We start from the raw sequence: 23080 nt of genomic DNA, 5'->3' as shown, positions 1-23080 counted from the left end.
GGCGCAGGCGGCCGGCATCCCGCTCGAGGTGATGCACCGGGTCGCCGCCATGGCGAGCGGCGGCATGGACACCCTGCCCCATAATGGCGCGGTGATCACGCTGCTCGCCGTCACCGGGCTCACCCACCGCCAGTCCTACGGCGACATCTTCGCGATCACGATCATCAAGACCGTGGCCGTGTTCGTCGTGATCGGGGTCTATTACGGGACCGGACTGGTCTGACGCCGCTCAGCGCCGGGCGTTCGAGCGGGCGCCGAGGCTGTCGAGGGCATCCGCGTTGGCCCGGCTCCAGGCGTAGAGCAGCTCCACCGGCTCCACGAAGCGGCAGCCGAGCGGGGTGATCCGGTACTCCACGGCGGGCGGCACCGTGCCCTCGACGTGGCGGGTGACGAGGCCGCTGCCCTCCATCTCGCGCAGGGTCTGGGTCAGCATCTTCTTGGAGATGCCGGGCAGGCTGCGGTGGAGCACGCCGGTGCGGGCGCGGCCCCCGTGGAGGGTGTGGAGCGTGTGCAGCACCATGCTGGTCCACTTGGTCGAGAACAGCGCCAGGATCCGCCGCGGCGCGCAATCCTCCCGCCCCTCCTCGTCCGGACTTCCGGGCTCCATGCTGGTGACCTTTCGGTGCCTATGACCCCAAAGGGTGCCGTCTAGCGCCGTCCGGTCCGTAGGCCTAGCTCCAGAAGGCGGGGCAGGGACCACACCGGAGAGAACCATGACGGGAACAGCACTGATCGCGGGCGTCGGCGGCATCGTCGGCAACAACCTCGCCCGGCACCTCGTCGACCGGGGCTGGACGGTCGAGGGGCTGGCGCGGCGCCCGCCGGACATCGCCGGGGTGACGCCGATCGCCGCCGACCTGCTCGACCCGGCGGCGCTGGCGCGGGCGCTGGAGGGCCGCAGGCCGAGCCACCTCTTCCTCGCCACCTGGCTGCGCCAGCCGACGGAGGCCGAGAACATCCGCGTCAACGCGGGAATGGTCTCGAATCTCCTCGAGGCGCTCCGCCCGGCGGCAAGCCTGCGCCACGTGGCGCTGGTGACGGGGCTCAAGCACTATCTCGGGCCGTTCGAGGCCTACGGGAAGGGGAGCCTGCCGCCGACCCCGTTCCGCGAGGACCTGCCGCGCCTTCCCGTCGAGAATTTTTACTACGCGCAGGAGGATGCGGTGTTCGCGGCCGCCGCGCGCGACGGTTTCAGCTGGAGCGTGCACCGCCCGCACACCATCGTCGGCTACGCGCTCGGCAACGCCATGAACATGGGCGTGACGCTCGCCGTCTACGCCACGCTCTGCCGCGAGACCGGGCGTCCCTTCCGCTTCCCCGGCTCGGCGGCGCAGTGGAACGGGCTCACCGACGTGACCGATGCGCGGCTGCTCGCCCGCCACCTCGAATGGGCGGCGCTGACGGAGAGCGCGCACAACGAGGCCTTCAACGTCGTCGACGGCGATGTCTTCCGCTGGCAATGGATGTGGGGGCGGCTCGCCCGGTGGTTCGAGGTCGAACCGGCGCCCTTCGACGGCACGGTGAACCCGCTGGAACAGCAGATGGCGGGCGCCGCCCCGCTCTGGGCGGAGATCGCGGCGCGCCACGGCCTGGTCGAGCCCGATCTCGACCGCCTGGTGTCGGCCTGGCACACCGATGCCGATCTCGGCCGCCCGATCGAGGTCGTCACCGACATGAGCAAGAGCCGGCGCCTGGGCTTTCTCGACTACCAGCCCTCGGACGACGCGTTCTTCGACCTGTTCGCGCGGCTGCGGGCGGACCGGGTCATCCCGTGACCGGAGCCGTCCTCACCCCACCGTCCCGGCCTTCTGCCGCCGGGTCGGATGGGTCATGGCTTCGAGCTCCAGAAGCCCGTTGAGCTGGGCCTCCGTCAGCAGGCCCTCCTCCAGCACGAGGTCGGCCACCGCGCGGTTCTCCTTCAGCGCGCGGCGGGCGATGCGGGAACTGGCCTCGTAGCCGAGCGTCGGCGCGAGCGCCGTGACGAGGCCGATCGAGCCCTGGACGAGGGCGCGGCAGCGCTCGCGGTCGGCCTCGATGCCCTCGACGCAGCGCTTGGTCAGGGTGTCGAGGGCGGCGGTCAGCATCCGCAGGGAGCTCAGCACGCAGTAGCCGATGGTCGGCTCGAAGGCGTTGAGCTGGAGCTGGCCGCCCTCGGCGCAGAGCGTCACCGTCAGGTCGTGGCCGATCACCATGTAGGCGACTTGGTTGACCACCTCCGGAATCACCGGGTTGACCTTGCCCGGCATGATCGAGGAGCCGGCCTGCACGGCGGGCAGCCGGATCTCGCCGATGCCCGTGCGGGGGCCGGACGAGAGCAGCCGCAGGTCGTTGCAGATCTTGGACAGTTTCACCGCGACGCGCTTGAGGGTACCGGAGAACAGCACGAAGGCGCCGAGATCCGAGGTCGCCTCGATCAGGTTGGAGGCGAGCACCATCGGCTGGCCGGCGAGCCGCGACAGCTCCTCCACGGCGAGTGCGGCGTAGCGTGGGTCGGCGTTGATGCCGGTGCCGATCGCGGTCGCGCCGAGATTCACCTCGCGGAACAGGCCGACGATCTCGTTGAGCCGCGCCACGTCCTCCTTGATGGTGGCGTGGAAGCCGTCGAACTCCTGGCCCAGCGTCATCGGCACCGCGTCCTGGAGCTGGGTGCGGCCCATCTTCAGCACGTCGGCGAACTCCACCGCCTTGCTCTTGAAGGCGTAGGCGAGGTCGTCGAGCGCCTTCACCAGCGGCTGCGTCGCGAAGATCACCGCGAGCCGCAGGGCCGTCGGGTAGGCGTCGTTGGTCGATTGCGCCATGTTGACGTCGTCGTTGGGGTGCAGCGCGGCGTAGTCGCCGGGCGCCCGGCCCATCAGCCGCAGGCCCACATTGGCGATGACCTCATTGGCGTTCATGTTGGTCGAGGTGCCGGCCCCGCCCTGGATCGCGTCGACCACGAAGGATTCGGCGTAGAGGGGATCGGTCGCGACGAGGGTGCAGGCCGCGTCGATGATGCGCGCCTTCGCCTCCGGCAGGTAGCCGAGCCGGTGGTTGGCCCGGGCCGCCGCCTGCTTCACCAGGGCGAGCGCCCGCACGAGCTCCGGGTAGTGGCCGACTGGCACGCCGGTGATCGGAAAATTCGCCACCGCCCGCTTGGTGTGGAGGCCCCACAGGGCCTCCGCCGGCACCTCGCCGTCGCCGAGCAGGTCGTGCTCCGGGCGGGTCTTCTCCGCCTCCATCACCACCTTGCGCACGGTGGCGACGGCGAGATCCTCCTCCTGCGCCGCGCTCTCCGCCCCGGAGGCTTCCGGGATCGTCGCCGCCCGCATGGCCGCGTCCTTGAAGGCTTTCCTGGCGGCCTTCTTGCCCGTGCCCTTGCCCGCGTCTTTGCCTTTGCCCGCGCCCTTGCCGGTACCCTTGCCGGCACCCTTGCCCGATCGCCCGGTCCCGCCGGCCGCTGCCGTCTTCGTCACGAAACCCCTCCCGATTCTCAAATCGATCCGGCGGGGTTTTCTTGTTCTCTTGGCCCTCGCCGCCGGGATGGTCTTGAGATCCCGAAGTCTCGGGATGTCAATTGCTTGTCGGCCCGGCCCCGTGTCACGGGCGGCGGGTCGTCACCGGAGGGCGGCCGGGACCGCCGGTCGCGGTCTGAGAAGGACGCGGGCTCAGAAGAACACGGTCGTGTTGAGATAGCCGTAGAAGGTGTCGCCCGTGTCGGGGGCGTTGGGCGCGTTGCGCAGGAAATCGCCCTTGGCGAGGTAGGCGAGGCCGGTTTCGAGGATCATCGCGTCGGGGACGATCCAGGTGCGCAGGCGCCCCTCGATCTGGTGGCCGGCGAAGGTGCCGGAGCGGCCGGTGCGGTCGCGGACCAGGGTCGCGGCGAAGGTGTCGGTGGCGCTCGCCAGCCAGAGCGGCCGGTAGGCGATGAAGGCGTCCCAGACCTTGCTCGGGGCGATCTCGGCGCGGATCGAGGGCGAGATCAGGTTGGCGCGCTGCACCGGGCCGTAGAGGCCGGTCGGGCCGTACTCGAAGCGCCGGGCGCCGAACAGGGTGTCGAAGCGGCTGAACCGGCCGCCGTCGTTCCGGTCTCCGCTGGCGTGGTCGTAGTGCAGCGACAGCCGCGGCCGCCATGCGTGCTCGAAGGTGTAGCCGACCTCCGCGTGGACGAAGTAGGCCGAGACCGTGAGGTCGCGCAGGTCGGTGGCCGCGGCGGTCTCGCGGGCGAGGCCGGTCTGGTAGATCGCCTCGAAATCGTAGTCGAACGCGCCCACCCGCGGCCGGCGCGCGAGCCGCAGGCCGGGGGTGAACAGGCGCCGGTCGCGGGTCTGGACCGAGCGCGGGCCGGTGCCCGAATCCTGCTCGTAGAGGCCGTAGCCGTAGAGCTCGAACGTGCCGCCGAGGATGTCGGCGAAGGTGTAGGAGGCGCCGAAGAGCTGCAGGTTCAGGCTCTCGCGGTCGAATTCGATGCCGTTGTCGAGGATGCCGTCGACGTCGTCCGGCAGCCGGGTGTGCGGCATCGCCCACAGGGCGGTGAACTTGTCCCGGTTCGCGCCCTGCCAGTCGAAGCTCGCGCCGGTATAGGCGTTGATGGTGTTGCGGAACTGCTGGCGCGAGACGAGGCGGCGGGAGCCGATGTTCTTGGTGAAGCGGCCGACCGTCAGGCTGCTCTTCGCGCCGTCGCCGCCGAGATCGCCCGTGTCGAGGGTGAGATAGGCTTGGCCCGGTTCGAGGGCGTTGATCTCCGTGGTGGAGGCGGAGGAGTTGCGCTGCTGGAAGAAGCCGCGGCTGTCGAACAGCTCCACCCCGAGGCGCACCGGGCCCTTGATCCCGTACTCCACGTGCAGGGTGGTGAGGTACGAGTTCAGGATGTCGTTGGCGGCGAAGGCCGGCACCGGGCGGAACTGGTTGGCGATGCCCTCCGCCCGCGCCCGGAACGAGCCGCCGATGCGCCAGTTCTCCGGCTCGCCGAGCGCCCTGTAGAGGACGTTCGGCGGCGCGGCCGGCGCGGCCGAGAAGGATGGCCCGTCCTGCCTCCTGCCGGCCGCCGCGATCGCCGCCTGCGCCCTGGCGGTGGCGACGTCCGCGGCGACATCCGCGGCGACATCCGAGGCGCTGACGGGCGGCGTGTCCGGGGGCCCGGCCAGGGAGCTGTTCCGAGCGAGGGCCGGGCCGGCAAGCAGGGGGAAGGAAGCGCCGGCCAGCAGCGACGCGCACAGAACCGATCGCTTCACCATGCCGCTCCTGTTCTTTGGCAGAGTTCGTCCGAGAGCGATGAGAGATCACCTAGTCTGATATACCAACGCAAGGACTGGCTCTTCGATCGATGCATTTTGTCGGAGCGGCGCCGTTTCGGAGTATCCATCGGCAGCCAGTTTTCCGCACGGCAGGTGACATCCAAAACAGAACGAAATCAGAGATTTAAGATGTCCAGCTTGATCGCTGACAGGCGCGTTTCCTTTGTCCCCCGTCTGCAACGGCAGGGGCAAAAGCTCAGGAGTACTTGAAATTATCGGGATTAAACCCGGACGGGCGTCCCAGCAGGCGGGGGCCGGTCGCGCCCGGCAACCGTCCCGCGCGCAAGGATGGCGGCGGACGGATGACAAGCCGGTGTTCCGGCCCCACTATGGTTGCGCCGCCGCCCGTCGGGCCGCGGCGCATCAAGCACGTGTTCGGAAGGTCCGCCCATGCGCCTCAAGGCCGCGCTCCTGCTCACCGCCCTCGTCGCCGCGACCGCCGCCTCGTCGGCGCGCGCCAACAACCCCGCGGGCCAGGATCTCACCGGGACGCTGAAGAAGGTGAAGGACACGGGCGCCCTCACCATCGGCTACCGCGACGCCTCGGTGCCGTTCTCCTATCTCGACGGCAGCCAGAAGCCGGTGGGCTACGCCTACGAGATCTGCCTGAAGGTCGCCGACGCGGTCAAAGCCCATCTCAAGCTCGACAAGCTCGACGTGCGGCTCAACCCCGTCACCTCCGCGACCCGCATTCCCCTGATCGCCAACGGGACGATCGACCTCGAATGCGGCTCGACCACCAACAACGCCGACCGGCAGCGCCAGGCCGCCTTCACCAACACCCACTTCCTCACCGCGACGCGCTTCGTCGCGAAGAAGGAGAAGGGGCTCGACAAGACCGACGACCTCAAGGGCCGCACCGTGGTCTCGACCTCGGGCACGACCAACATCCGCCAGATCAACGAGATCAACGCGGCCCGGGGTCTCGGCATGCGGATCCTGCCGGCCAAGGACCACGCGGAGGGCTTCCTGATGATGGAGACCGGCCGCGCCGACGCCTTCGTGATGGACGACGTGCTGCTCGCCGCCCTCGTCGCCGGCTCGAAGACGCCCGAGGCCTACACGATCTCGTCGGAGGCCCAGTCGCGTCCGGAGCCCTACGGCATCATGCTGCGCAAGGACGACGCCCCGTTCAAGGCCGTGGTCGATGCGGCGACCGCCGCGCTCTACAAGAGCCCGGAGGGCAAGGCGCTCTACGACAAGTGGTTCACCCAACCCATCCCGCCGCGGGGCATCAACCTGAAGCTCCCGATGAGCGAGGCGATGCAGAAGGTCTTCGCCAGTCCCAGCGACAGCGCCGATCCGGCGGCCTACTGACCGCGCCGGACTGCAGGCGGTGAGCGACCTTCCGATGATCTGCGCCCGATGAACTACAATTGGAACTGGGGCATCTTCCTGGAGCCGTCGCCCGAGGGCGCCGGCACCTATGCCGACATGCTGCTCTCGGGGCTGGCCTGGACGGTCGCCACCGCCCTCTGCTCGTGGGCCATCGCCTTCACCCTCGGCTCTCTGGTCGGCGTGATGCGCACGCTGCCCTCGCGCGCCGCCAACGCCGTCGGCGCCGCCTATGTCGAGCTGTTCCGCAACGTCCCGCTGCTGGTGCAGATGTTCCTCTGGTACTTCGTGCTGCCGGAACTCCTGCCCGCGCGCCTGGGCTCGGCCGTCAAGCAGATGCCGGACGCGCCGTTCTACACGGCGGTCCTGTGCCTGGGCTTCTTCACCGCGGCGCGGGTGGCCGAGCAGGTCCGGGCCGGCATCCGCGCCCTGCCGCGGGGGCAGGCGCAGGCGGGCCTCGCCCTCGGGCTGACGCGGGCGCAGACCTACCGCGCCGTGCTGCTGCCCAACGCCTACCGCATCCTCCTGCCGCCGCTCACCTCGGAATTCCTCAACAACCTCAAGAACACCTCGGTGGCCCTCACCATCGGCCTGCTGGAACTCACGGCGCGGGCCCGCTCGATGCAGGAATTCTCGTTCCACGTGTTCGAGGCCTTCACCGCGGCGACCCTGCTCTACGTCGCCCTCAACCTCGTGGTGATCGCGGGGGCGACCCTGCTGGAGCGGCGCGTGGCCGTGCCGGGAGGGCGCTGATGTTCGGGCATTTCGACCTCTCCGTCATCGTCGGCGCGCTGCCCTACCTGTTCGCCGAGGGCATGGTGTTCACGCTGACGCTGACCGCGCTCGCGGCGAGCGGCGGCATCGTGCTCGGCACGGGGCTGGCGCTGCTGCGGCTCTCGGGCGTGCCGGGCCTGACGCACGCGGCCAAGCTCTACGTCGAGCTGATGCGGTCCCTGCCGCTCGTGCTGGTGATCTTCTGGTTCTACTTCCTCGTGCCCTATCTCGGCGCCTGGGCGACGGGCTCGGACACGCCGATCCAGGTCGGGGCCTTCGCCAGCGCGCTCGTCACCTTCACCCTGTTCGAGGCGGCGTACTTCTCCGAGATCGTCCGGGCGGGCATCCAGTCGATCCCGAAGGGGCAGAGCGCGGCGGCCCAGGCGCTCGGCATGAGCTACGCGCAGACGATGCGCCTCGTGGTGCTGCCGCAGGCCTTCCGCAACATGGTGCCGCTGCTGCTGACCCAGACGATCGTGCTCTTCCAGGACACCTCCCTCGTCTACGTGCTCTCGCTGACCGACTTCCTCGGGGCCGCCTCCAAGGTCGCGCAGCGCGACGGGCGCCTCGTGGAGATGTACCTGTTCGCCGCGCTCGTCTACTTCGCCGTCTGCTTCGCGGCCTCGCTGCTGGTGCGCCGGCTCCAGGCCCGCACGGCGATCGTCCGGTGACGGGGAAACGCCATGAGGATGGGCCCATGACCTCGAGTCCCGTGACCTCGACTCCCTCGGCCCCGCAGCCGGCGGCGGCCGCCGGGCCGATGATCGTCATCGAGGGGGTGTCGAAGTGGTATGGCGACGTCCGCGTCCTGTCCGGCTGCTCCACCGCGGTGAGCCGGGGCGAGGTGGTGGTGGTCTGCGGTCCCTCCGGCTCGGGCAAGTCGACGCTCTTGAAATGCGTCAACGCCCTCGAGCCGTTCCAGGAGGGGCAGATCACCGTCGACGGCACGCGGGTGCGGGACCGGGCCACCAACCTGCCGCGCCTGCGCGCGCGGGTCGGCATGGTGTTCCAGCATTTCGAGCTGTTCCCGCATCTCAGCGTCATCGACAACCTGACGCTGGCCCCGCGCAAGGTGCTCGGGCGCTCGAAGGCGGCGGCGGCCCAGCGCGGCCTCGACCTCCTGGCCCGCGTCGGCCTCTCCGCCCACGCGCAAAAACATCCGGGCCAGCTCTCGGGCGGGCAGCAGCAGCGGGTGGCCATCGCCCGGGCGCTCGCCATGGACCCGGTGGTGATGCTGTTCGACGAGCCGACCTCGGCCCTCGATCCCGAGATGGTCGGCGAGGTGCTCGACGTGATGGTGGAACTGGCCCGCGACGGCATGACCATGATGGTCGTGACCCACGAGATGGGCTTCGCCCGCAAGGTCGCCGACCGGGTGGTGTTCATGGATCGCGGCGAGATCGTCGAGGATGTCGCGAAGGAGGCCTTCTTCGATCGGCCCCGCAGCGAGCGGGCTCAGCAATTTTTGTCGAAGATCCTCGCACATTGACCCGGTTCGACGGCCCTCGGCTCTCCCCGAGGGACCGTTCCGCCTGTATGCTGCCGGCTTGTGCCGCTGAAGCCGGCCCTGTTTCCTTCACGTTGTCATGACGTGGGGCTCTGCCCCGGCCGCGTCGGGAGAGGCCGTCCCGTGCAGCCGGTCCCGGGCGTGATCGAGACAGGACGGTTTTTTCCAAACAGCTTTTCTCGGATGCCGCGTTATTTTTTCGACATCAACGACGGCACGGATCTGAAGGACGAGGTGGGTCGCGAGATCCAGGACCCGCTCGCCCTGCGCCGTGAGGCGCTGCGGGTGATGACGACCCTGATGGCCGCCGAGGCCGAGGACAGCCAGGATTGCACGCTGGTTCTGACCGTCCGCAACGGCGACGGCGACGGCGTGATGACGATTCGCCTCGTCTGCCAGATCGACGACGGCTGATCCGGGTTCCGCCGGAGCGGCGAGCGCATCGGCCCGCGGGGACGCTCACGGAGGATGGGGACGGTCCGCCGAACGCGTCGCACCCGGCCGGGGAGCCGGTGCGCGCTCTTCGGGGGGCGGAGCCGCGTGGCCGAGGTCGATCAGGAGCATGTCGAGCAGGACGCGGAGCCGGCGGAAGCCCGAGGCCGGAAGCTTTTCACGGGCGGCCGCGCACAGGGCCGCAACCTCAGCGATGGCATCAGCGTCGTTCGTCGGCATCGTCCTGCTCTGACCAGAGCGTATTCGTCGTGACCATCAATCGAACACCGCCGGAAAAGCTATCCGATGCGGCGAGCCGGGTGTGGATGTGTTCGAACGAACACTTGCTCGATCATGGACCGTCGATCGCGTCAGGGTCTAGCGGGATCTTTCGATCAAAATATCGTGTGCGTCCCCGCGGGCAGCTTGACGGAGCGCGGCGGGGTCGGTCGCGGCGCCGATGCGCGTTCGCGGTCCGGGAATCGGGGGCGCATCGACGGGTTCGCGCGCGACGTCCGGTCTCGACGAGGGCGACGGCGCGACGCGGCAGGGGCTCGGCGCTGCAGGTCCGATCGCAGGGATGCGCCGTCAGGCCAGCGAGATGAGGACGATGCCGGCCACCATCAGGGCGGCCCCGCCGAGCCGCGACGCGCCGGCCCGCACCCGCTTCATCCCGACCCAGCCGAAATGATCCAGCGCCACCGAGGTCAGTAGGTTGGCGGTGATCAGGAGGCCGTTGAAGGCGCCCGCGCCGACCTTGTCGACGAAGAGCAGGCCGGCGAACACCGCCACGGCCCCGGCGAGGCCGGCCAGCGGCATCCACCAGCGCACCCCCTCGAGATCGGCCCGCCGCGGCAGCGGCTTCGGCCGCAGCAGGAAGACCAGCACGAAGACGAACAGCACCGGCAGGAACGAGACCAGGGCCGCGAGCCAGGGGTTGACCAGGGCGCCGCGCAGCTGCGCGTTCCACACCACGCCGATCGCCTGCAGGGCGCCCGCGCCGACGATGAAGGGGTAGAGCAGGCGCGGACCGAGGCCGTGGCCGGCCTCCCCGGTCTCGCCCCCGGTCGCACCCTCGGTCGCGCCCTTCTCGGGCGTGACGCGGGCGATGAACGTCACGCCGACGGCCATGAGCAGGCCGCCGAGCCAGGGCAGCGGCTTGAACCCGCCGCCCGGCAGCCCGAACAGGCCCAGCGCATCCATCGCCAGGGAGGTCAGGATGTTGGCCGTCAGCGTCAGGCCGTTGAAGGGGCCGGCGCCGACCTTGTCGACGAGGGCGAGGCCGCCGAACACCGCCACCGCCCCGGCCAGGCCGCCCAGCGGCGCGTACCACGGCATGCCCCCGAGCGTGTCGAGGCCCGGCAGCGGGGTCGGCATCACGAGGAACAGCGTCGCGAAGACGAGGACGATCGGCAGGAAGGAGACGGAGGCCGCCAGGAACGGGTTGACGAGCTGCCCGCGCAGCTGCGCGTTCATGGAATTGCCGAGCGCCTGGAGCCCGCCCGCCAGGATGATGAAGGGATAGAGCAGGGCGGCACTCACGCGGGTCGGCTCCGGAGCGGCGAAGGGCGGGGATCAGGCAGGAATCGGGCGGGGATCAGACGAGGATCAGGGCGGCGAGGGCCAGCGCGAGCGCCGGCGGCATGACGAGGGCGCCGAGCTTCAGGAACGCCCAGGCGGAGACGTGCAGGCCTTCGCGGCGGATCGCGGTGAGCCAGAGGATCGTGGCGAGCGAGCCGGTGACGGAGAGGTTCGGGCCGAGATCGACGCCGATCAGGATCGCGCCCGCGACCGTCTCGGAGACCTGCGCGGATTGCACCGCCGCCCCCGCCAGGAGGCCCGCCGGCAGGTTGTTGACGAGGTTCGAACCGAAGGCCACGAGGGCGCCGCCGGCCCAGGCCGTCGCCGCGGGATCGCCCTGCGCGGCCCGGCCCAGGAGGTCGGCGAGCGTCCTGAGCAGGCCGGTCTTCTCCAGGGCCTCGACCAGGACGAAGAGCCCGGCGACCAGGGGCAGCACGCCCCAGGAGACGTCCCGGACCACCGCCACGAGGCCGCCCCGCCCGATCAGAAGCACGACGAGGGTGGTGGCGAGCCCGGCGATGAAGGTCGGCAGGCCGAGTTCGAGTCCGGCGGCGGAGGCGCCGACCAGGGCCGCGCCGGTGGCGACGATGCCCCCGCCCGCGACCATGCCGCCGAGCGAGAGGGCCGGCGTCGCGACCGCGGTCGCCACCGTCTCCGTCTTCAGCCGCGCGTCCTGGGTCAGGCGGAGGACGACGTAGGTCGCGACGATGGCGAGGAGGGAGGGCAGGGTGAAGGTCGCGAGCCAGCGGCCGAGCGGCGGCATCGCCTCGGCGAACACGACGAGGTTGGCCGGGTTCGAGATCGGCAGCACGAAGCTCGCCGCGTTGGCGATGAAGGCGCAGATGAACAGGTAGGGCAGGGGCTGCCTCACGCCCGCGGCCCGGGTCGCGGCGAAGACGGCCGGCGTCAGCACCACCGCGCAGGCATCGTTCGAGAGGAAGACCGTGACCACCGTGCCGACGACGTAGACGAGCAGGAACAGCCGCGTCGCCGAGCCCTTCGCGGCCCGCACCGCGTGGGCGGCGAGCCAGTCGAACAGGCCCTCCTTCCGGGCGATCTCGGAGAGCAGCATCATCCCGACGAGGAAGAGGTAGACGTCCGCGCCCTTGGCCGTGCCCTCCAGGGCGGCCTGCCAGGGGATCAGGCCGAGGAGCACGAGGAGCCCCGCCCCGGCCACCGCCCAGACCGCCTCCGGCCAGGCGAAGGGGCGCAGGATCACGCCGAGCGTCGCCAGCGCGGCGATGGCCCAGGTCGCGACGTTCGGGGTCAGGGTGAGGGCGCCCATCGGCGTCGGGCTTCCTTTTCGTCGGAGAGGGTCACGCGGGTCCGGTGCGGCGCTGCTGCGGCCCGGCTCGGCTTCGATCGCGCGGTGCCTCGAAGACCACGTCCCGAGCGCCGGCGCATCGACGCCGATCCGGGTCTGCCCCACCGGCAGACGCCGCTCAAGTTTTCCCACGCGCGCCTGTTCCGGAACACTCCATCACAAAAGTCGGAGGATGGCCGCCCGCGTGGGCCGGAGCGTCGCGATCCCGAGCCGCGATTCGTGACGCCGCGTCGGGCGCGGCGGCGAGACGGGTGGGGCAGGGTGGAACAGCGCCCCGGAGTGCCGGTTCCCCGAGGGCGCATTGCGCCAGCAAACAGGGAGATCCGCCATGAAGGCTCTGACCCTCGCCCTCGCGACCACCCTCCTGCTCACGCCCGCCGCCCTCGCGGCCGAAGGCTCGGGCACCAGCCGCTCCGGCACCGCCGACAGCACGGGGGCCAACGATGCCGGTTCCGGGGCCTCGCCCGGGGCGGCCGGAAGCGGCCCCACCTCCGGCGACAAGAGCCGCTCCGGCACCACCAACAGCACGGGGGCCAACGATGCCGGCTCCGGTGCCTCGCCCGGCGCCAAGGGCAAGGGCCACGAGGCTCGCTAGGGGGCTTCGACCGACAGGAGGCCCGATCGGCGTGACGAGCGCGCCGAATCGGACCTGCCCTGTCCGCCGTCGATGCCGAGGCGGGCAGGGATAGGAAGGGTCGTCCGGCGTCCGTGCGGTTCCCGGACGACTCCTCGCGGCTTCCGCTCGGCCGAACCTCCCCGGGAGGAGGGGGCCGCGAGCGGGATCAGTCGTTCTTCACCGTGCCGTCCGGGCCGACCTTGACCTCCTGCTCGCGGTCGTTGAGCGCCAGCTTGATCTCGTACTCGACCGAATTGCCCTCGCGCTCGACCTCGGCCTCGTAGGCCTTGCTGCCGGGGGCCTTCTGCTCGGCCAGCTTGATCGCGTCCTTCAGCGAGACCTTGGCGTTCTGGAAGTCGCTCGCCTTCAGGCGGGTGAAGTAGCGCTCGATCGGCTGGTTCTCGCTCTTGAAGAGCTCGCCGGTGTCGGCGTTGATGCCCTGCTCGACGAGCTTGCCGCTCGGATAGACGACCTTGATCGCGTAGCGCGCCGGGTTCTTGCCGTCGGCCTTCTCGAAGTCGGCGTCGATCGCCTTGCCGCCCTTGTCCTCGCCCTCGGCCTTGCCCTCGGCGGTGGCGATGGCCTGGGCGAGGCCGACCTTGGCCGACTTGGCGACCTGCCATTCCTTGAGGTCGCCGTTCGACTTGGTGGCCTCCGTCGCACTGGGCGCGCGGCCGGTGTTTTCCGGGTTCTTGGTCAGATCGGGATTCTGGGCCGCGCCGACGCCCGTCATCAGGGCGAGGAGGCCGGTGGCGGCGGTGAGGCGCAGGACGTTGGTCTTCATCGCGTTCGTCTTCATCGCGTTCGTCTCCATGGCGGGGCTCCCGTTTTCGGGGTTGTTGCGGACCCACTGAACGGCCCGGGCCGCCGCTTGGTTGCAGCGCGTCATGACGTTCGAAGCCTGCTGGCACGCGCCGCCGGCGCGCCGTCCGTGCCCGTCGGAAACCGCAGCGGAGCGACCCGGGCGCACCGGCCGTCTTGACATATATACGATCCGCAAATAACTAATACGCACATTGAATATAAGAGGGTTGCGAGCGTGGTGAACCCCGTCGAGTCCGAGGCGGCCTTCCTGGCACGCTACGATCCCGCCGATTACGCGCGGCCGGCGATCGCCGTCGATCTGGTGCTGTTGGGGCTCTCCGGCGGCCGCCCCGCCATCCTGCTGCTGAAGCGCGACCGCCACCCGCATGCGGGGCGCTACGCGCTCCCCGGCGGCTTCGTCGGGATCGACGAGCCGCTCGACGCCGCCGCCGGGCGGGTCCTGCGGGAGAAGGCCGGCGACGCGCCGGCGCATCTCGAGCAGCTCTACACCTTCGGCGCCGTGGAGCGCGATCCGCGCATGCGCATCGTCACGGTCGCCTATCTCGCGCTCCTGACCGAGGCGGCCTTCGCCGAGGCGCTGGCGCGGGCCCCGGCCCTGCAGCCCGGCACGGTCGCGGCGTCTTCGATCGATGGGCCGGTCACGGTCCACGCGCTCCACGGCGAGGCGCTCGCCCTCGCCTTCGACCACGCCGAGATCGTCGCGGTGGCGCTGCGGCGGCTCAGGGGCAAGCTCGACTACTCGGAGGTCGGCTTCGCCCTGCTGCCGGAGCTGTTCACCCTGCGCCAGCTCCAGGACGTGCACGAGGCGATCCTCGGCACGCGCCTCAACAAGCCCGCCTTCCGCCGCCGCATGCTCGACCGCGGCTGGCTCGAACCCACCGGCCGGTTCGAGACGGGCACGTCCTACCGCCCCGCCGAGCTGTACCGCCCGGCCCGGAATCCCTCGCCCACCGCATCGACGAATTCGTCGCCAAATTCATCGCAAGGAGACTGACATGGCCACGATCCGCCGCTTCGGCGTTCTCTCCCAGCTTCGGAGCGAGGCCAGCCACTACGTCATCCGCTACCGCAACGGCCACCCGCGCCAGAGCGGGCGCGGCCTCGTCTTCTGGTTCCGCCCGGAGACGGCGAGCATCAGCGAACTGCCCATGGACGACCGCGAAATGACGCTGTTCGTCCGCGGCCGCAGCCAGGATTTCCAGGTCGTGGCGGTCCAGGGCAGCATCGGCTGGCACGTCGCCGATCCCGAGCGGCTCGCCGCCCGCGTCGATTTCTCCCTCGACCTGCGCACCGGCCGGCTCCAGGGCGAGCCGATCGAGCGGATCGAGGCGCGCATCGCCGGGCTCGCCAACCAGACCGTCCTGCAATTCCTCGGAAGCGCGCCGGTGCGCGCCCTGCTCGATGCCGGGCCGGAGGCCCTGCGGGCGCAGGTGCAGGCGGCGCTCGGCACCGAGCCCTCGCTCGCCGAGATCGGCGTCGCGGTGGTCTCGGTGCGGCTCACCAACCTCGCCCCGTCGAGCGAGCTGGAGCGCGCCCTGCAGACCCCGACCTACGAGGCGCTGCAGCAGAAGGCGGACGAGGCCACCTTCGCCCGCCGGGCGCTGGCCGTGGAGAAGGAGCGCGCCATCGCCGAGAACGAACTCGCCACGAAGACGGAGCTCGCCCGGCGCGAGGCGCTGCTGATCGCCGAGGAGGCGCAGAACGCCCGCAACCGGGCGCAGGCGCGGGCCGAGGCGGAGGGCATCGCGGCCGGCGCGGAGGCCGAGCGCATCCGCGCGGTCGAGGGCGCGCGCGCCGAGGCCGAGCGGGCGCGGGTCGCGATCTACCGCGACGTCGCGCCGGGCACCCTCGTCGGCCTCGCCGCCCAGGCGCTGGCGGGCAAGCTCGACACGATCGAGCACGTCACCGTCACCCCGGACCTCCTCGCCACCCTGCTCGGCGAGGTCCGCCGCTCGACCGGCCTGCCGGCGCGCTGAGGGAGGCAGCCATGGCCGCGCTCACGCCGCGGGCGGTCTTCGTCACCCGCGAGACCGATTACGAGCTCCTGATCGCCCGGCACGCCACCCGGGGCCAGGCCCGCTTCTTCCTGGAGAGCCGCGGCCAGGAGCTCGACGCGGTCGAGGCGCGCCACGCGCGCTTCCACGCGGTGCTGGCCGAGGCGCGCGCCGCGGTCCCCGGCGCGTGGCGCCAGGCCCTGGTGCGGCGGGGCGACCTCGACCGCTTCCTGTTCGCCGCCGACGACGTCGTCGTCGCCGTCGGGCAGGACGGGCTGATCGCCAACGTCGCCAAGTATCTGGGCGCGCAGCCGGTGATCGGGGTCAACCCGGCGCCCGACCTCTACGACGGCGTGCTGGCGCGCAATCCCGTCGAGCGGCTCGCCCGGCTGCTGCCGGCGAGCGCCGCCGGGGCGGCCGGGATCGAGCGGCGCACCATGGTCGAGGCGGTGATCGACGGGGCGGAGCGCCTGTTCGCCCTCAACGAGATCTTCGTCGGCCACCGCAGCCACCAATCCGCCCGCTACCGGATCGAGGCCGGGGCGGACTCGGAGGAGCAGTCCTCCAGCGGGCTCATCGTCGCCTCCGGCACCGGCGCCACCGGCTGGGCCCGCTCCATCGCCGAGGCGACCCGGCTCGACCTGCCGCTCGCCCCCGACGAGCGGGCGGTGGGCTACTGGGTGCGCGAGCCGTTCCCGAGCCTCACGACCGCCACGCGGCTGCGGGCCGGCCGCCTCACCGACGCGCCACTCGTCGTCACCTCGCGGATGAACGAGGGCGGCGTGGTCTTCGCCGACGGGATCGAGCAGGACTTCCTGGGCTTCGGCTGGGGCCGGCAGGTGCGGATCGCGCCGGCCGACCGGGCGCTGCACCTCGTGATCGGGTGAGCGGACCGACCCGGCCAGCCCGCCGCGGCGCCGGCATGTTCGGGGGCGCACCTGTCCTGGCCCTCCATCCCGTGTAAGGGACGATGGCGAGGGGTTCGGGCGGGCCATTGGGACCATCACCATGTCTCGGGCCCGATCCTGTCGCAAAACCGCCAAGGGGGCGGATCATGGGGCGGGTGCCGATCATGGGGCGCATGATCGCGCGCCGTGAGCGTCGGCGCGGGGACTCGACCGATCCGGGAATGGGCAGCACGTGGAATCGGCAGCAGAGCATCGGATCAGCGGTCTCACCGAGGCGGGTCGGCACGACGGGGGGCCGGACGGGAGTCTCGACGGCCGCGCCGTCCTGCGCGGGCCTTCCCGCCCCGACCTGATCCGCCGGGAGACCCTGGCCGCCCTGTTCCGGGCGAGCGCCGCCGCGCGCCCCGACGCGCCCTGCCTGATCGACGCCGCCGAGCCGGCGTCGGACGGACGCCGCCCGGTCCTGACCTATGCCGAGGTCGATGCCCGCTCCGACGCAATCGCCGCCGGGCTTTCCGCCCGCGGTATCGGTCCGGGCGACGTGGTGGGGCTGTGGATGGCCCGCGGCACCGAACTGCTGATCGCCCAGATCGGCATCGCCAAGTCGGGGGCCGCCTGGCTCCCCTTCGATGCCGAGGCGCCCGCGGACCGGGTCGCGGTCTGCCTGGGCGACGCGGAGGCGAGGGCGCTCCTCGTCTCGCAGGCCCTGCGGCCCCAGGCGCCCGAGGGCACGCCCGCGCTCACCACGGACGAGGTGCGGGCGGCGGGGCAGGGCGGTCCGGCCCCCGATCTCGACGCCGCCGGCCTCACCCCCGAGCACCCGGCCTACCTGATCTACACCTCGGGCTCGACCGGCGTGCCGAAGGGCATCGTCATCAGCCACGCCAACATCTGCCACTTCCTGCGCGCGGGCAACGCGGTCTACGGCTTGCGCGCCGACGACGTGGTGTTCCAGGGCGCCTCCGTCGCCTTCGATCTCTCGATGGAGGAGATCTGGGTCCCCTATCTCGTCGGCGCCTGCCTGTTCGTGGCGAGCCCGGCCATGATGGGCGACGTGGAATCGCTGCCCGCGATCATCGCCGAGGCCGGCGTCACCGTGCTCGACACGGTGCCGACCCTGCTCGCGATGATCCCCGGCGACCTTCCGACCGTCCGCCTTGTCCTGCTCGGCGGCGAGGCCCTGCCCGAGCCGCTGGTGGCGCGCTGGGCCACGGGTGAGCGGCGCCTGTTCAACACCTACGGCCCGACCGAGGCCACCGTGGTGGCGACCGCCGCCGAGATGCGGCCGGGCCGGCCCGTCACCATCGGCGGCCCGATCCCGAACTACTCCGTCTACGTCGCCGACGAGGCGCTGAATCTTTTGGGACTGGGCGAACAGGGGGAACTGCTGATCGGCGGCCCCGGCGTGGCGGCGGGCTACCTGAAGCGGCCCGAGCTGACGGCGGAAAAGTTCGTCGCCAACCCCTACTCGTCCGACGGGACCGACCCGGTCCTCTACCGCTCCGGCGACGCGGTCTCGATGACGGAGACCGGCGACATCCTCTTCCACGGCCGCATCGACGATCAGGTCAAGATCCGCGGCTTTCGCGTGGAACTCGGCGAGATCGAGGCCCGCATCCGCGGCGAGGCGGGCGTCAACCAGGCGGCGGTGGTGCTGCGGCGCGACGACGAGGTCGACCGCCTCGTCGCCTTCCTCGTGCCCGAGCGCGGGGCCGCGCTCGACCGCGCGGCGCTCCGAAAGAATCTGGCGGCGCAGATGCCGCCCTACATGGTGCCCGGCCATTTCGAGACGGTGGAGAGCCTGCCCCGGCTCACCTCCGGCAAGGTCGACCGCAAGGCGCTGCGGGTCGCCCCGCTCACGGTCGCGGTGGCGGAGGGCGAGCAGGAAGCCCCCGACAACGAGACCGAGGCCGCGCTGCTGGCCGCCGCCAAAAAGGTGTTCGGCGACGGGCCGGTCGGGTTCGAGGCGGACTTCTTCTCCGAACTCGGCGGCCACTCGCTGCTCGCCGCCCGCTTCGTCGGCGCGGTGCGCGAGACGCCCGCGCTCGCCGCCATCACCCTGCAGGACGTCTATGCCGGGCGCACGCTCCGGGCGATGGCCGCCAGCCTGATCGAGCGCACCGGCGGCGTCGGCGCGCAGACCGCGGTCCGCGACCTGAGCTTCGACCCGCCCCCGCTCCTGCGCCGGGCCCTGTGCGGGCTGGCGCAGGCGGCGGCACTTCCCTTCGTCATCGCGCTCGCCACCTCGCAGTGGCTCGGCATCTTCGTCACCTACCTGCTGCTGACCGGCGGCGGCCTCGGCTTCTGGGGCGAGCTCGGCGTCCTCCTGCTCGTCTATATCGGCATCAACGCGGTGACGGCCTCGGTGGCGATCGCCGCCAAGTGGCTGATCCTCGGGCGGACGCGACCCGGCCGCTACCCGCTCTGGGGCGTCTACTATTACCGCTGGTGGCTGGCGCAGCGCCTGACGCCGCTCGTCCACATCAAGTGGCTCCAGGGCTCGCCCGCCATCGTCGCCTATCTGCGGCTGCTCGGCGCGAAGATCGGCGACGACGTGCTGATCTCCGACCTCGATGTCGGCGCGGCCGACCTGCTCACCATCGGCCGCGGCGCCTCGCTCGGCGGGCGGCTCGTCATCGCCAACGCCGAGGTCGTGGGCAACGAACTCGTCATCGGCCCCGTCACGATCGGCGAGGATGTCGCCATCGGCGCCTCCTGCGTCATCGGCCCCGGCGCGGTGATCGGCGACCACGCCGAGATCGCCGACCTCACCACCGTGCCGGCCGGCACCGAGATCGGCCCGGCCGAGGCCTGGGACGGTTCGCCCGGCCGCCGGGTCGGCACCGTCGACTTCTCCGCGCTCCCTGAGCCCGCCACCGCCTCGCCCGCACGCCGGGCGGCCTTCGGCGCGGTCTACGCCTTCCTGCTCGCGGCGGTGCCGGCGGTCGGCCTGCTGCCGATCTTCCCGGCTTTCTACATCTTCGACCAGATCTCCGATAACCTCTCCGAGATCACCGACGTCGACTACCACGCCTACCTGACGCTGCTGACCTGGCCCACCGCCATGCTGATGACGGCGGGCACCGTGCTGCTCATCGCCGCCATCCGCTGGGCGGTGCTGCCGCGGGCGACCCACGGCACCTACTCGATCTGGTCGGGCTTCTACCTCCGCAAGTGGCTGGTGGCGCTCGCCTCCGAGGTGACGCTGGAGACGCTCTCCTCGCTGTTCGCCACCGTCTACATGCGGGCGTGGTACCGGCTGATGGGGGCCAGGATGGGCCGGGGCGCCGAGATCTCGACCAATCTCGGCTCGCGCCACGACCTCGTCTCGATCGGCGCCAACAACTTCATCGCCGACGCGGTGGTGGTCGGCGAGGAGGAGATCCGCCGCGGCTGGATGCACCTCCACACCGTCGAGACCGGCGCCCGCGTCTTCGTCGGCAACGACGGCGTGCTGCCGCCGGGCACGCGGCTGCCCGACGACGTGCTGATCGGCATCAAGTCGAAGCCGCCGGCCAACGCGGCGATGGGGCCGGGCGAGACGTGGTTCGGCTCGCCGCCGATCCGCCTGCCGGTGCGCCAGAAGGTCGATCTCGGCTCGCACGCCCAGACCTTCGAGCCGAGCGTCTGGGCCAAGCTCCGGCGCGGCCTGTTCGAGGCCTTCGCCACCTCGTTCTCGCCGATGCTCTACATCTCCCTCGCCATCTGCGCGATCGACTGGGTGTTCTACCCCGAGATCCTCGAAGGGGACTGGGTCGGGCTCGGCGTCGCCTTCCTGCTCGCGAGCGTCGTCATCGCGCTGATCCAGACGAGCAGCGTCATCGCCCTCAAATGGCTCTTGATGGGGGTCTACCGCCCCGGCATGCGGCCGATGTGGTCGTGGTGGGCGATGCGCACCGAGGCCATCGCGGTGGCCTATTGGGGGCTGGCCGGCAAGGTGCTGCTGGAGCACCTGATGGGCACGCCGTTCCTGCCCTGGGTGCTGCGCCTCTTCGGCGTCAAGGTCGGCCGGGGCGCCTGCCTGCTGATGACCGACATCACCGAGTTCGACTGCGTCGAGATCGGCGATTTTGCCGCCATCAACCGCTCGGCGGCGCTCCAGACCCACCTCTACGAGGACCGCATCATGAAGGTCGGCCGGGTCGTGGTCGGGCGCGGCGTCTCGGTCGGGGCCTTCTCCACCGTCCTCTACGACAGCCATGTCGGCGACTACGCGCGGCTGCGCCCGCTCACCATCGTCATGAAGGGCGAGTCGATCCCGGCGCACTCGGAATGGGAGGGCGCGCCCGCCGTGCCGGTGGTGCATGCGGTGGCGGAGCCGGTGGCGTGAGGCCGGCCCCGTCGGGGGAGGACTTTGCCTCCGACACGCGATCACGGCGCTCGTCACCGTGAGCGCCAGCGAAGCGGTCCAGGAACGCGACCTCGGCCGGACTCGCACGACGTCTCGGCAGCCTCTACAATCGACGGCATGAGTCGGGACAACCCGCATATCGGATCGAGCTTCGAGAGCTGGCTTGAGGCCGAAGGCATCGTCGAAGACGTGACGATGGCGATGTCTGCCTGGGCGAAACCGCACAGCCTGATCGGCACATGGCGGCGCTTCGGTTCAGCCGGGCCGATCTACGAAATCGTTGGAAAGGGCGAGCCGTCGACAGGGGCTAGCTCGTTCATGCGTGTCCGTGTCGTCGAGACAGGCGAGGAATTGGCCTATCCCCTGGCGCACATCCTCGACGATCCAAAAGTGGGGTAGTCTTTGCTAAAGGCAGAGCGATGACAGCGGCGCGTATCGAAGCGCACCGCTGGAGAAACAGCTCGTACTAAGGCCACGATTTGCCGAGGCATTGGGCGACCTTCGCAGTGCCGTTGCCGACCCTGCGGATGCATTCTCTGAGCTGTGCCTCGGTCACACCAAAGCGATTGGTCCAGTAGCGTACCTCCCAGGGTTCCGTCAGGCTGATTTTGTTTTTGTCCTCCGGTCCCCGGCGCTCCAGATCGTCAGCCATAAATTCCTCCTCTAGGTTGTGATATGAGATATATCTCTCGCATCGGCAACTTCAAGGATATTTATCCAACTCACGCCGCCTCGGTCTTCGCCCCGAGCCGCTTGTCGAGATAGGTGTCGACCGTCTGGGTCAGCTCGTCGACCTTGCCGTCGAAGAAGTGGTTGGCGCCCTCGACCATCTGGTGCTCGATGATGACGCCCTTCTGCGTCTTCACCTTCTCGATCACCGGGATCACCTCGCGGGCCGGCGCCACCCGGTCTTCCGAGCCGTGCACGAACAGGCCGGAGGAGGGGCAGGGCGCGAGGAAGGTGAAATCGTAGCGGTTGGCCATGGCGGCGATCGAGATGAAGCCCTCGATCTCCGGGCGGCGCATCAAGAGCTGCATGCCGATCCACGAGCCGAACGACACGCCCGCGATCCAGCAGGACTTCGCCTCCGGGTTGACCGACTGCACCCAGTCGAGGGCGGCGGCCGCGTCGGACAGCTCGCCCGAGCCGTGGTCGAACGCGCCCTGGCTGCGGCCGACCCCGCGGAAATTGAAGCGCAGGGCTGCGAATCCGCGGTTGGCGAAGGTGTAGAAAAGATTGTACACAATTTGATTGTTCATCGTGCCCCCGAACTGGGGGTGCGGATGGAGCACGATCGCGATCGGCGCCCCCTTCTTCTTCGGGGCCTGGTAGCGGCCTTCGAGGCGGCCGGCGGGGCCGGAGAAAATGACTTCGGGCATGGTGTCCTCGAGATGATCCGACCCTCACCCCCGAGAAGGCAGGGAGGCTGAGCCGGTCACGGCTTGACTCGTTGCGCGCGCCACCTACAAGCCTCTTAGAATAATTCTAGGCGATTAGAATAATTCTAAACTGTTCGTCGGACCCCGACCTGCGATGCATGAGGCGCGTTTCGCGCGGCTTAGCACGGGGGAGGGGGGCGAAATCAAGAAAATCAGGATTGGCAGGACGATACGGAGCGCAACGGCAGGATGACCTCAGGCGGGCGCAGCTATCTCGATCACAACGCGACCTCCCCGGTGCGTCCGGAGGTCGCGACCGTGGTCGCGCGCGCCCTCGAATGGCCCGGCAATCCGTCCTCCATTCACGAAGAGGGCCGCGCGGCGCGCCACGCCCTGCAGACGGCGCGGATCCGGCTCGCCGCCCTCGTCGGGACGGCGCCTGAACGGGTCACCTTCACCAGTGGCGGCACGGAAGCCGCCAACGCCGTGCTCTCCGGCGCGTTGCGCCGGCAGGGGATGCCGGCCCCCACGCGCCTGCTGCTCTCGGCCACCGAGCACCCTTGCGTCGCCGCCGGCCACCGCTTCGCCCCCGGGCAGGTCGAGGTGCTGCCGGTGGATGAGGCCGGCCTGCTGCGGCTCGACGTGCTGGCGGCCCGGCTCGACGCTGTTCGCGACGAGGCCGTGCTGGTCTCGGTCCACGCCGCCAACAACGAGACCGGGGTGGTCCAGCCCCTCGACGCGATCGTCCGGCTCGCCCGCGCCCACGGGCAGGCCCTCGTCC

At 70.6% G+C, this 23080-nt stretch carries 22 protein-coding genes and 1 pseudogene; 15 read left to right on the top strand and 8 right to left on the bottom strand.

All coding sequences use genetic code 11. The features are described 5' to 3' along the window. Positions 1–223 (top strand): annotated as a pseudogene (locus MFF42_RS08525) (GntP family permease); the annotation flags it as partial. A 6-nt stretch (positions 224–229) separates the two neighbouring features. Here the strand turns inward: MFF42_RS08525 and MFF42_RS08520 are convergent. Next, complete coding sequence (locus MFF42_RS08520) at positions 230–607, bottom strand: winged helix-turn-helix transcriptional regulator (protein WP_238255344.1); 378 nt, start codon at positions 605–607, stop codon at positions 230–232. A gap of 106 nt (positions 608–713) precedes the next feature. On the opposite strand from MFF42_RS08520, the gene MFF42_RS08515 reads away from it, so the two are divergent. After that, positions 714–1775: an SDR family oxidoreductase gene (locus MFF42_RS08515; RefSeq protein ID WP_238255343.1), complete on the top strand. Its 1062-nt coding sequence runs from the start codon at positions 714–716 to the stop codon at positions 1773–1775. A gap of 12 nt (positions 1776–1787) precedes the next feature. On the opposite strand, the gene MFF42_RS08510 is transcribed toward MFF42_RS08515, so the two are convergent. Both MFF42_RS08510 and MFF42_RS08505 read right to left on the bottom strand, forming a co-directional pair. Further along, on the bottom strand, positions 1788–3308 hold the full coding sequence (locus tag MFF42_RS08510; protein ID WP_238255349.1) for an aspartate ammonia-lyase: 1521 nt from the start codon (positions 3306–3308) through the stop codon (positions 1788–1790). Between the two features lie 336 nt (positions 3309–3644). After that, entirely contained in the window at positions 3645–5210 is a 1566-nt protein-coding gene (locus MFF42_RS08505; RefSeq protein WP_238255342.1) for an alginate export family protein, read from the bottom strand. A gap of 453 nt (positions 5211–5663) precedes the next feature. Here MFF42_RS08505 and MFF42_RS08500 point away from each other — a divergent pair, with 453 nt between their 5' ends. The 6 genes from MFF42_RS08500 (at position 5664) to MFF42_RS08475 (ending at position 9594) form a co-directional block, all read left to right on the top strand. After that, positions 5664–6590 (top strand): amino acid ABC transporter substrate-binding protein, encoded by a 927-nt coding sequence (locus MFF42_RS08500; RefSeq protein ID WP_238255341.1) that lies wholly within the window; start codon positions 5664–5666, stop codon positions 6588–6590. Positions 6591–6638: 48 nt separating this feature from the next. Beyond that, a complete protein-coding gene (locus MFF42_RS08495) occupies positions 6639–7361 on the top strand; it encodes an amino acid ABC transporter permease (RefSeq protein ID WP_238255340.1) in 723 nt (240 codons plus the stop codon). Beyond that, a complete protein-coding gene (locus MFF42_RS08490; RefSeq protein ID WP_238255339.1) occupies positions 7361–8053 on the top strand; it encodes an amino acid ABC transporter permease in 693 nt (230 codons plus the stop codon). Before MFF42_RS08495 ends, MFF42_RS08490 begins: the two co-directional genes overlap by 1 nt. Before the next feature lie 89 nt (positions 8054–8142). Further along, positions 8143–8871: an amino acid ABC transporter ATP-binding protein gene (locus MFF42_RS08485; RefSeq protein WP_238255348.1), complete on the top strand. Its 729-nt coding sequence runs from the start codon at positions 8143–8145 to the stop codon at positions 8869–8871. Positions 8872–9072: 201 nt separating this feature from the next. Further along, on the top strand, positions 9073–9303 hold the full coding sequence (locus MFF42_RS08480) for a DUF6894 family protein (protein ID WP_238255338.1): 231 nt from the start codon (positions 9073–9075) through the stop codon (positions 9301–9303). Positions 9304–9429: 126 nt separating this feature from the next. Beyond that, positions 9430–9594: a hypothetical protein gene (locus tag MFF42_RS08475; RefSeq protein WP_238255337.1), complete on the top strand. Its 165-nt coding sequence runs from the start codon at positions 9430–9432 to the stop codon at positions 9592–9594. A gap of 315 nt (positions 9595–9909) precedes the next feature. Here MFF42_RS08475 and MFF42_RS08470 read toward each other — a convergent pair whose 3' ends face one another. Beyond that, positions 9910–10863 carry a DMT family transporter gene (locus tag MFF42_RS08470; RefSeq protein WP_238255336.1) on the bottom strand — a complete coding sequence of 318 codons (954 nt, stop codon included), beginning with the start codon at positions 10861–10863 and terminating at the stop codon, positions 9910–9912. A 55-nt stretch (positions 10864–10918) separates the two neighbouring features. Beyond that, complete coding sequence (locus MFF42_RS08465) at positions 10919–12187, bottom strand: arsenic transporter (protein ID WP_238255335.1); 1269 nt, start codon at positions 12185–12187, stop codon at positions 10919–10921. Between the two features lie 367 nt (positions 12188–12554). Here MFF42_RS08465 and MFF42_RS08460 point away from each other — a divergent pair, with 367 nt between their 5' ends. Beyond that, positions 12555–12821, top strand: coding sequence for a hypothetical protein (locus MFF42_RS08460; RefSeq protein ID WP_238255334.1), 267 nt, complete (start codon positions 12555–12557; stop codon positions 12819–12821). Between the two features lie 187 nt (positions 12822–13008). Here MFF42_RS08460 and MFF42_RS08455 read toward each other — a convergent pair whose 3' ends face one another. Beyond that, complete coding sequence (locus MFF42_RS08455; RefSeq protein ID WP_238255347.1) at positions 13009–13626, bottom strand: PepSY domain-containing protein; 618 nt, start codon at positions 13624–13626, stop codon at positions 13009–13011. A gap of 258 nt (positions 13627–13884) precedes the next feature. On the opposite strand from MFF42_RS08455, the gene MFF42_RS08450 reads away from it, so the two are divergent. The 5 genes from MFF42_RS08450 to MFF42_RS08430 all read left to right on the top strand — a co-directional run bounded on the left by MFF42_RS08450 (position 13885) and on the right by MFF42_RS08430 (position 21319). After that, positions 13885–14661, top strand: a complete 777-nt coding sequence (locus MFF42_RS08450; protein ID WP_238255346.1) for an NUDIX hydrolase — start codon at positions 13885–13887, stop codon at positions 14659–14661. 1 nt (position 14662) lies between these two features. Further along, positions 14663–15643, top strand: a complete 981-nt coding sequence (locus MFF42_RS08445) for an SPFH domain-containing protein (protein WP_238255333.1) — start codon at positions 14663–14665, stop codon at positions 15641–15643. A gap of 11 nt (positions 15644–15654) precedes the next feature. Beyond that, positions 15655–16548 carry an NAD(+)/NADH kinase gene (locus MFF42_RS08440; RefSeq protein WP_238255332.1) on the top strand — a complete coding sequence of 298 codons (894 nt, stop codon included), beginning with the start codon at positions 15655–15657 and terminating at the stop codon, positions 16546–16548. Between the two features lie 277 nt (positions 16549–16825). Beyond that, positions 16826–20899: a Pls/PosA family non-ribosomal peptide synthetase gene (locus tag MFF42_RS08435; RefSeq protein ID WP_238255345.1), complete on the top strand. Its 4074-nt coding sequence runs from the start codon at positions 16826–16828 to the stop codon at positions 20897–20899. Positions 20900–21037: 138 nt separating this feature from the next. Further along, entirely contained in the window at positions 21038–21319 is a 282-nt protein-coding gene (locus MFF42_RS08430; RefSeq protein WP_238255331.1) for a DUF5397 family protein, read from the top strand. A 67-nt stretch (positions 21320–21386) separates the two neighbouring features. Here MFF42_RS08430 and MFF42_RS08425 read toward each other — a convergent pair whose 3' ends face one another. Then, positions 21387–21572, bottom strand: a complete 186-nt coding sequence (locus MFF42_RS08425; protein WP_238255330.1) for a DUF3606 domain-containing protein — start codon at positions 21570–21572, stop codon at positions 21387–21389. Positions 21573–21642: 70 nt separating this feature from the next. Next, the gene (locus MFF42_RS08420; RefSeq protein WP_017484188.1) at positions 21643–22299 is read right to left on the bottom strand and encodes an alpha/beta hydrolase; all 657 of its coding nucleotides are present in this window, start codon (positions 22297–22299) and stop codon (positions 21643–21645) included. A 249-nt stretch (positions 22300–22548) separates the two neighbouring features. Between MFF42_RS08420 and MFF42_RS08415 the strand changes: the two genes are divergently transcribed. Continuing rightward, positions 22549–23080: aminotransferase class V-fold PLP-dependent enzyme (locus tag MFF42_RS08415; protein WP_238255329.1), on the top strand; the 532-nt coding region annotated here is incomplete at its 3' end.

Source organism: Methylorubrum podarium (assembly GCF_022179745.1).
Classification (GTDB): Bacteria; Pseudomonadota; Alphaproteobacteria; order Rhizobiales; family Beijerinckiaceae; genus Methylobacterium; species Methylobacterium podarium.
The sequence above is the reverse complement of the archived record's forward strand: the minus strand, read 5'-3'. Positions and strand labels throughout refer to the sequence as shown.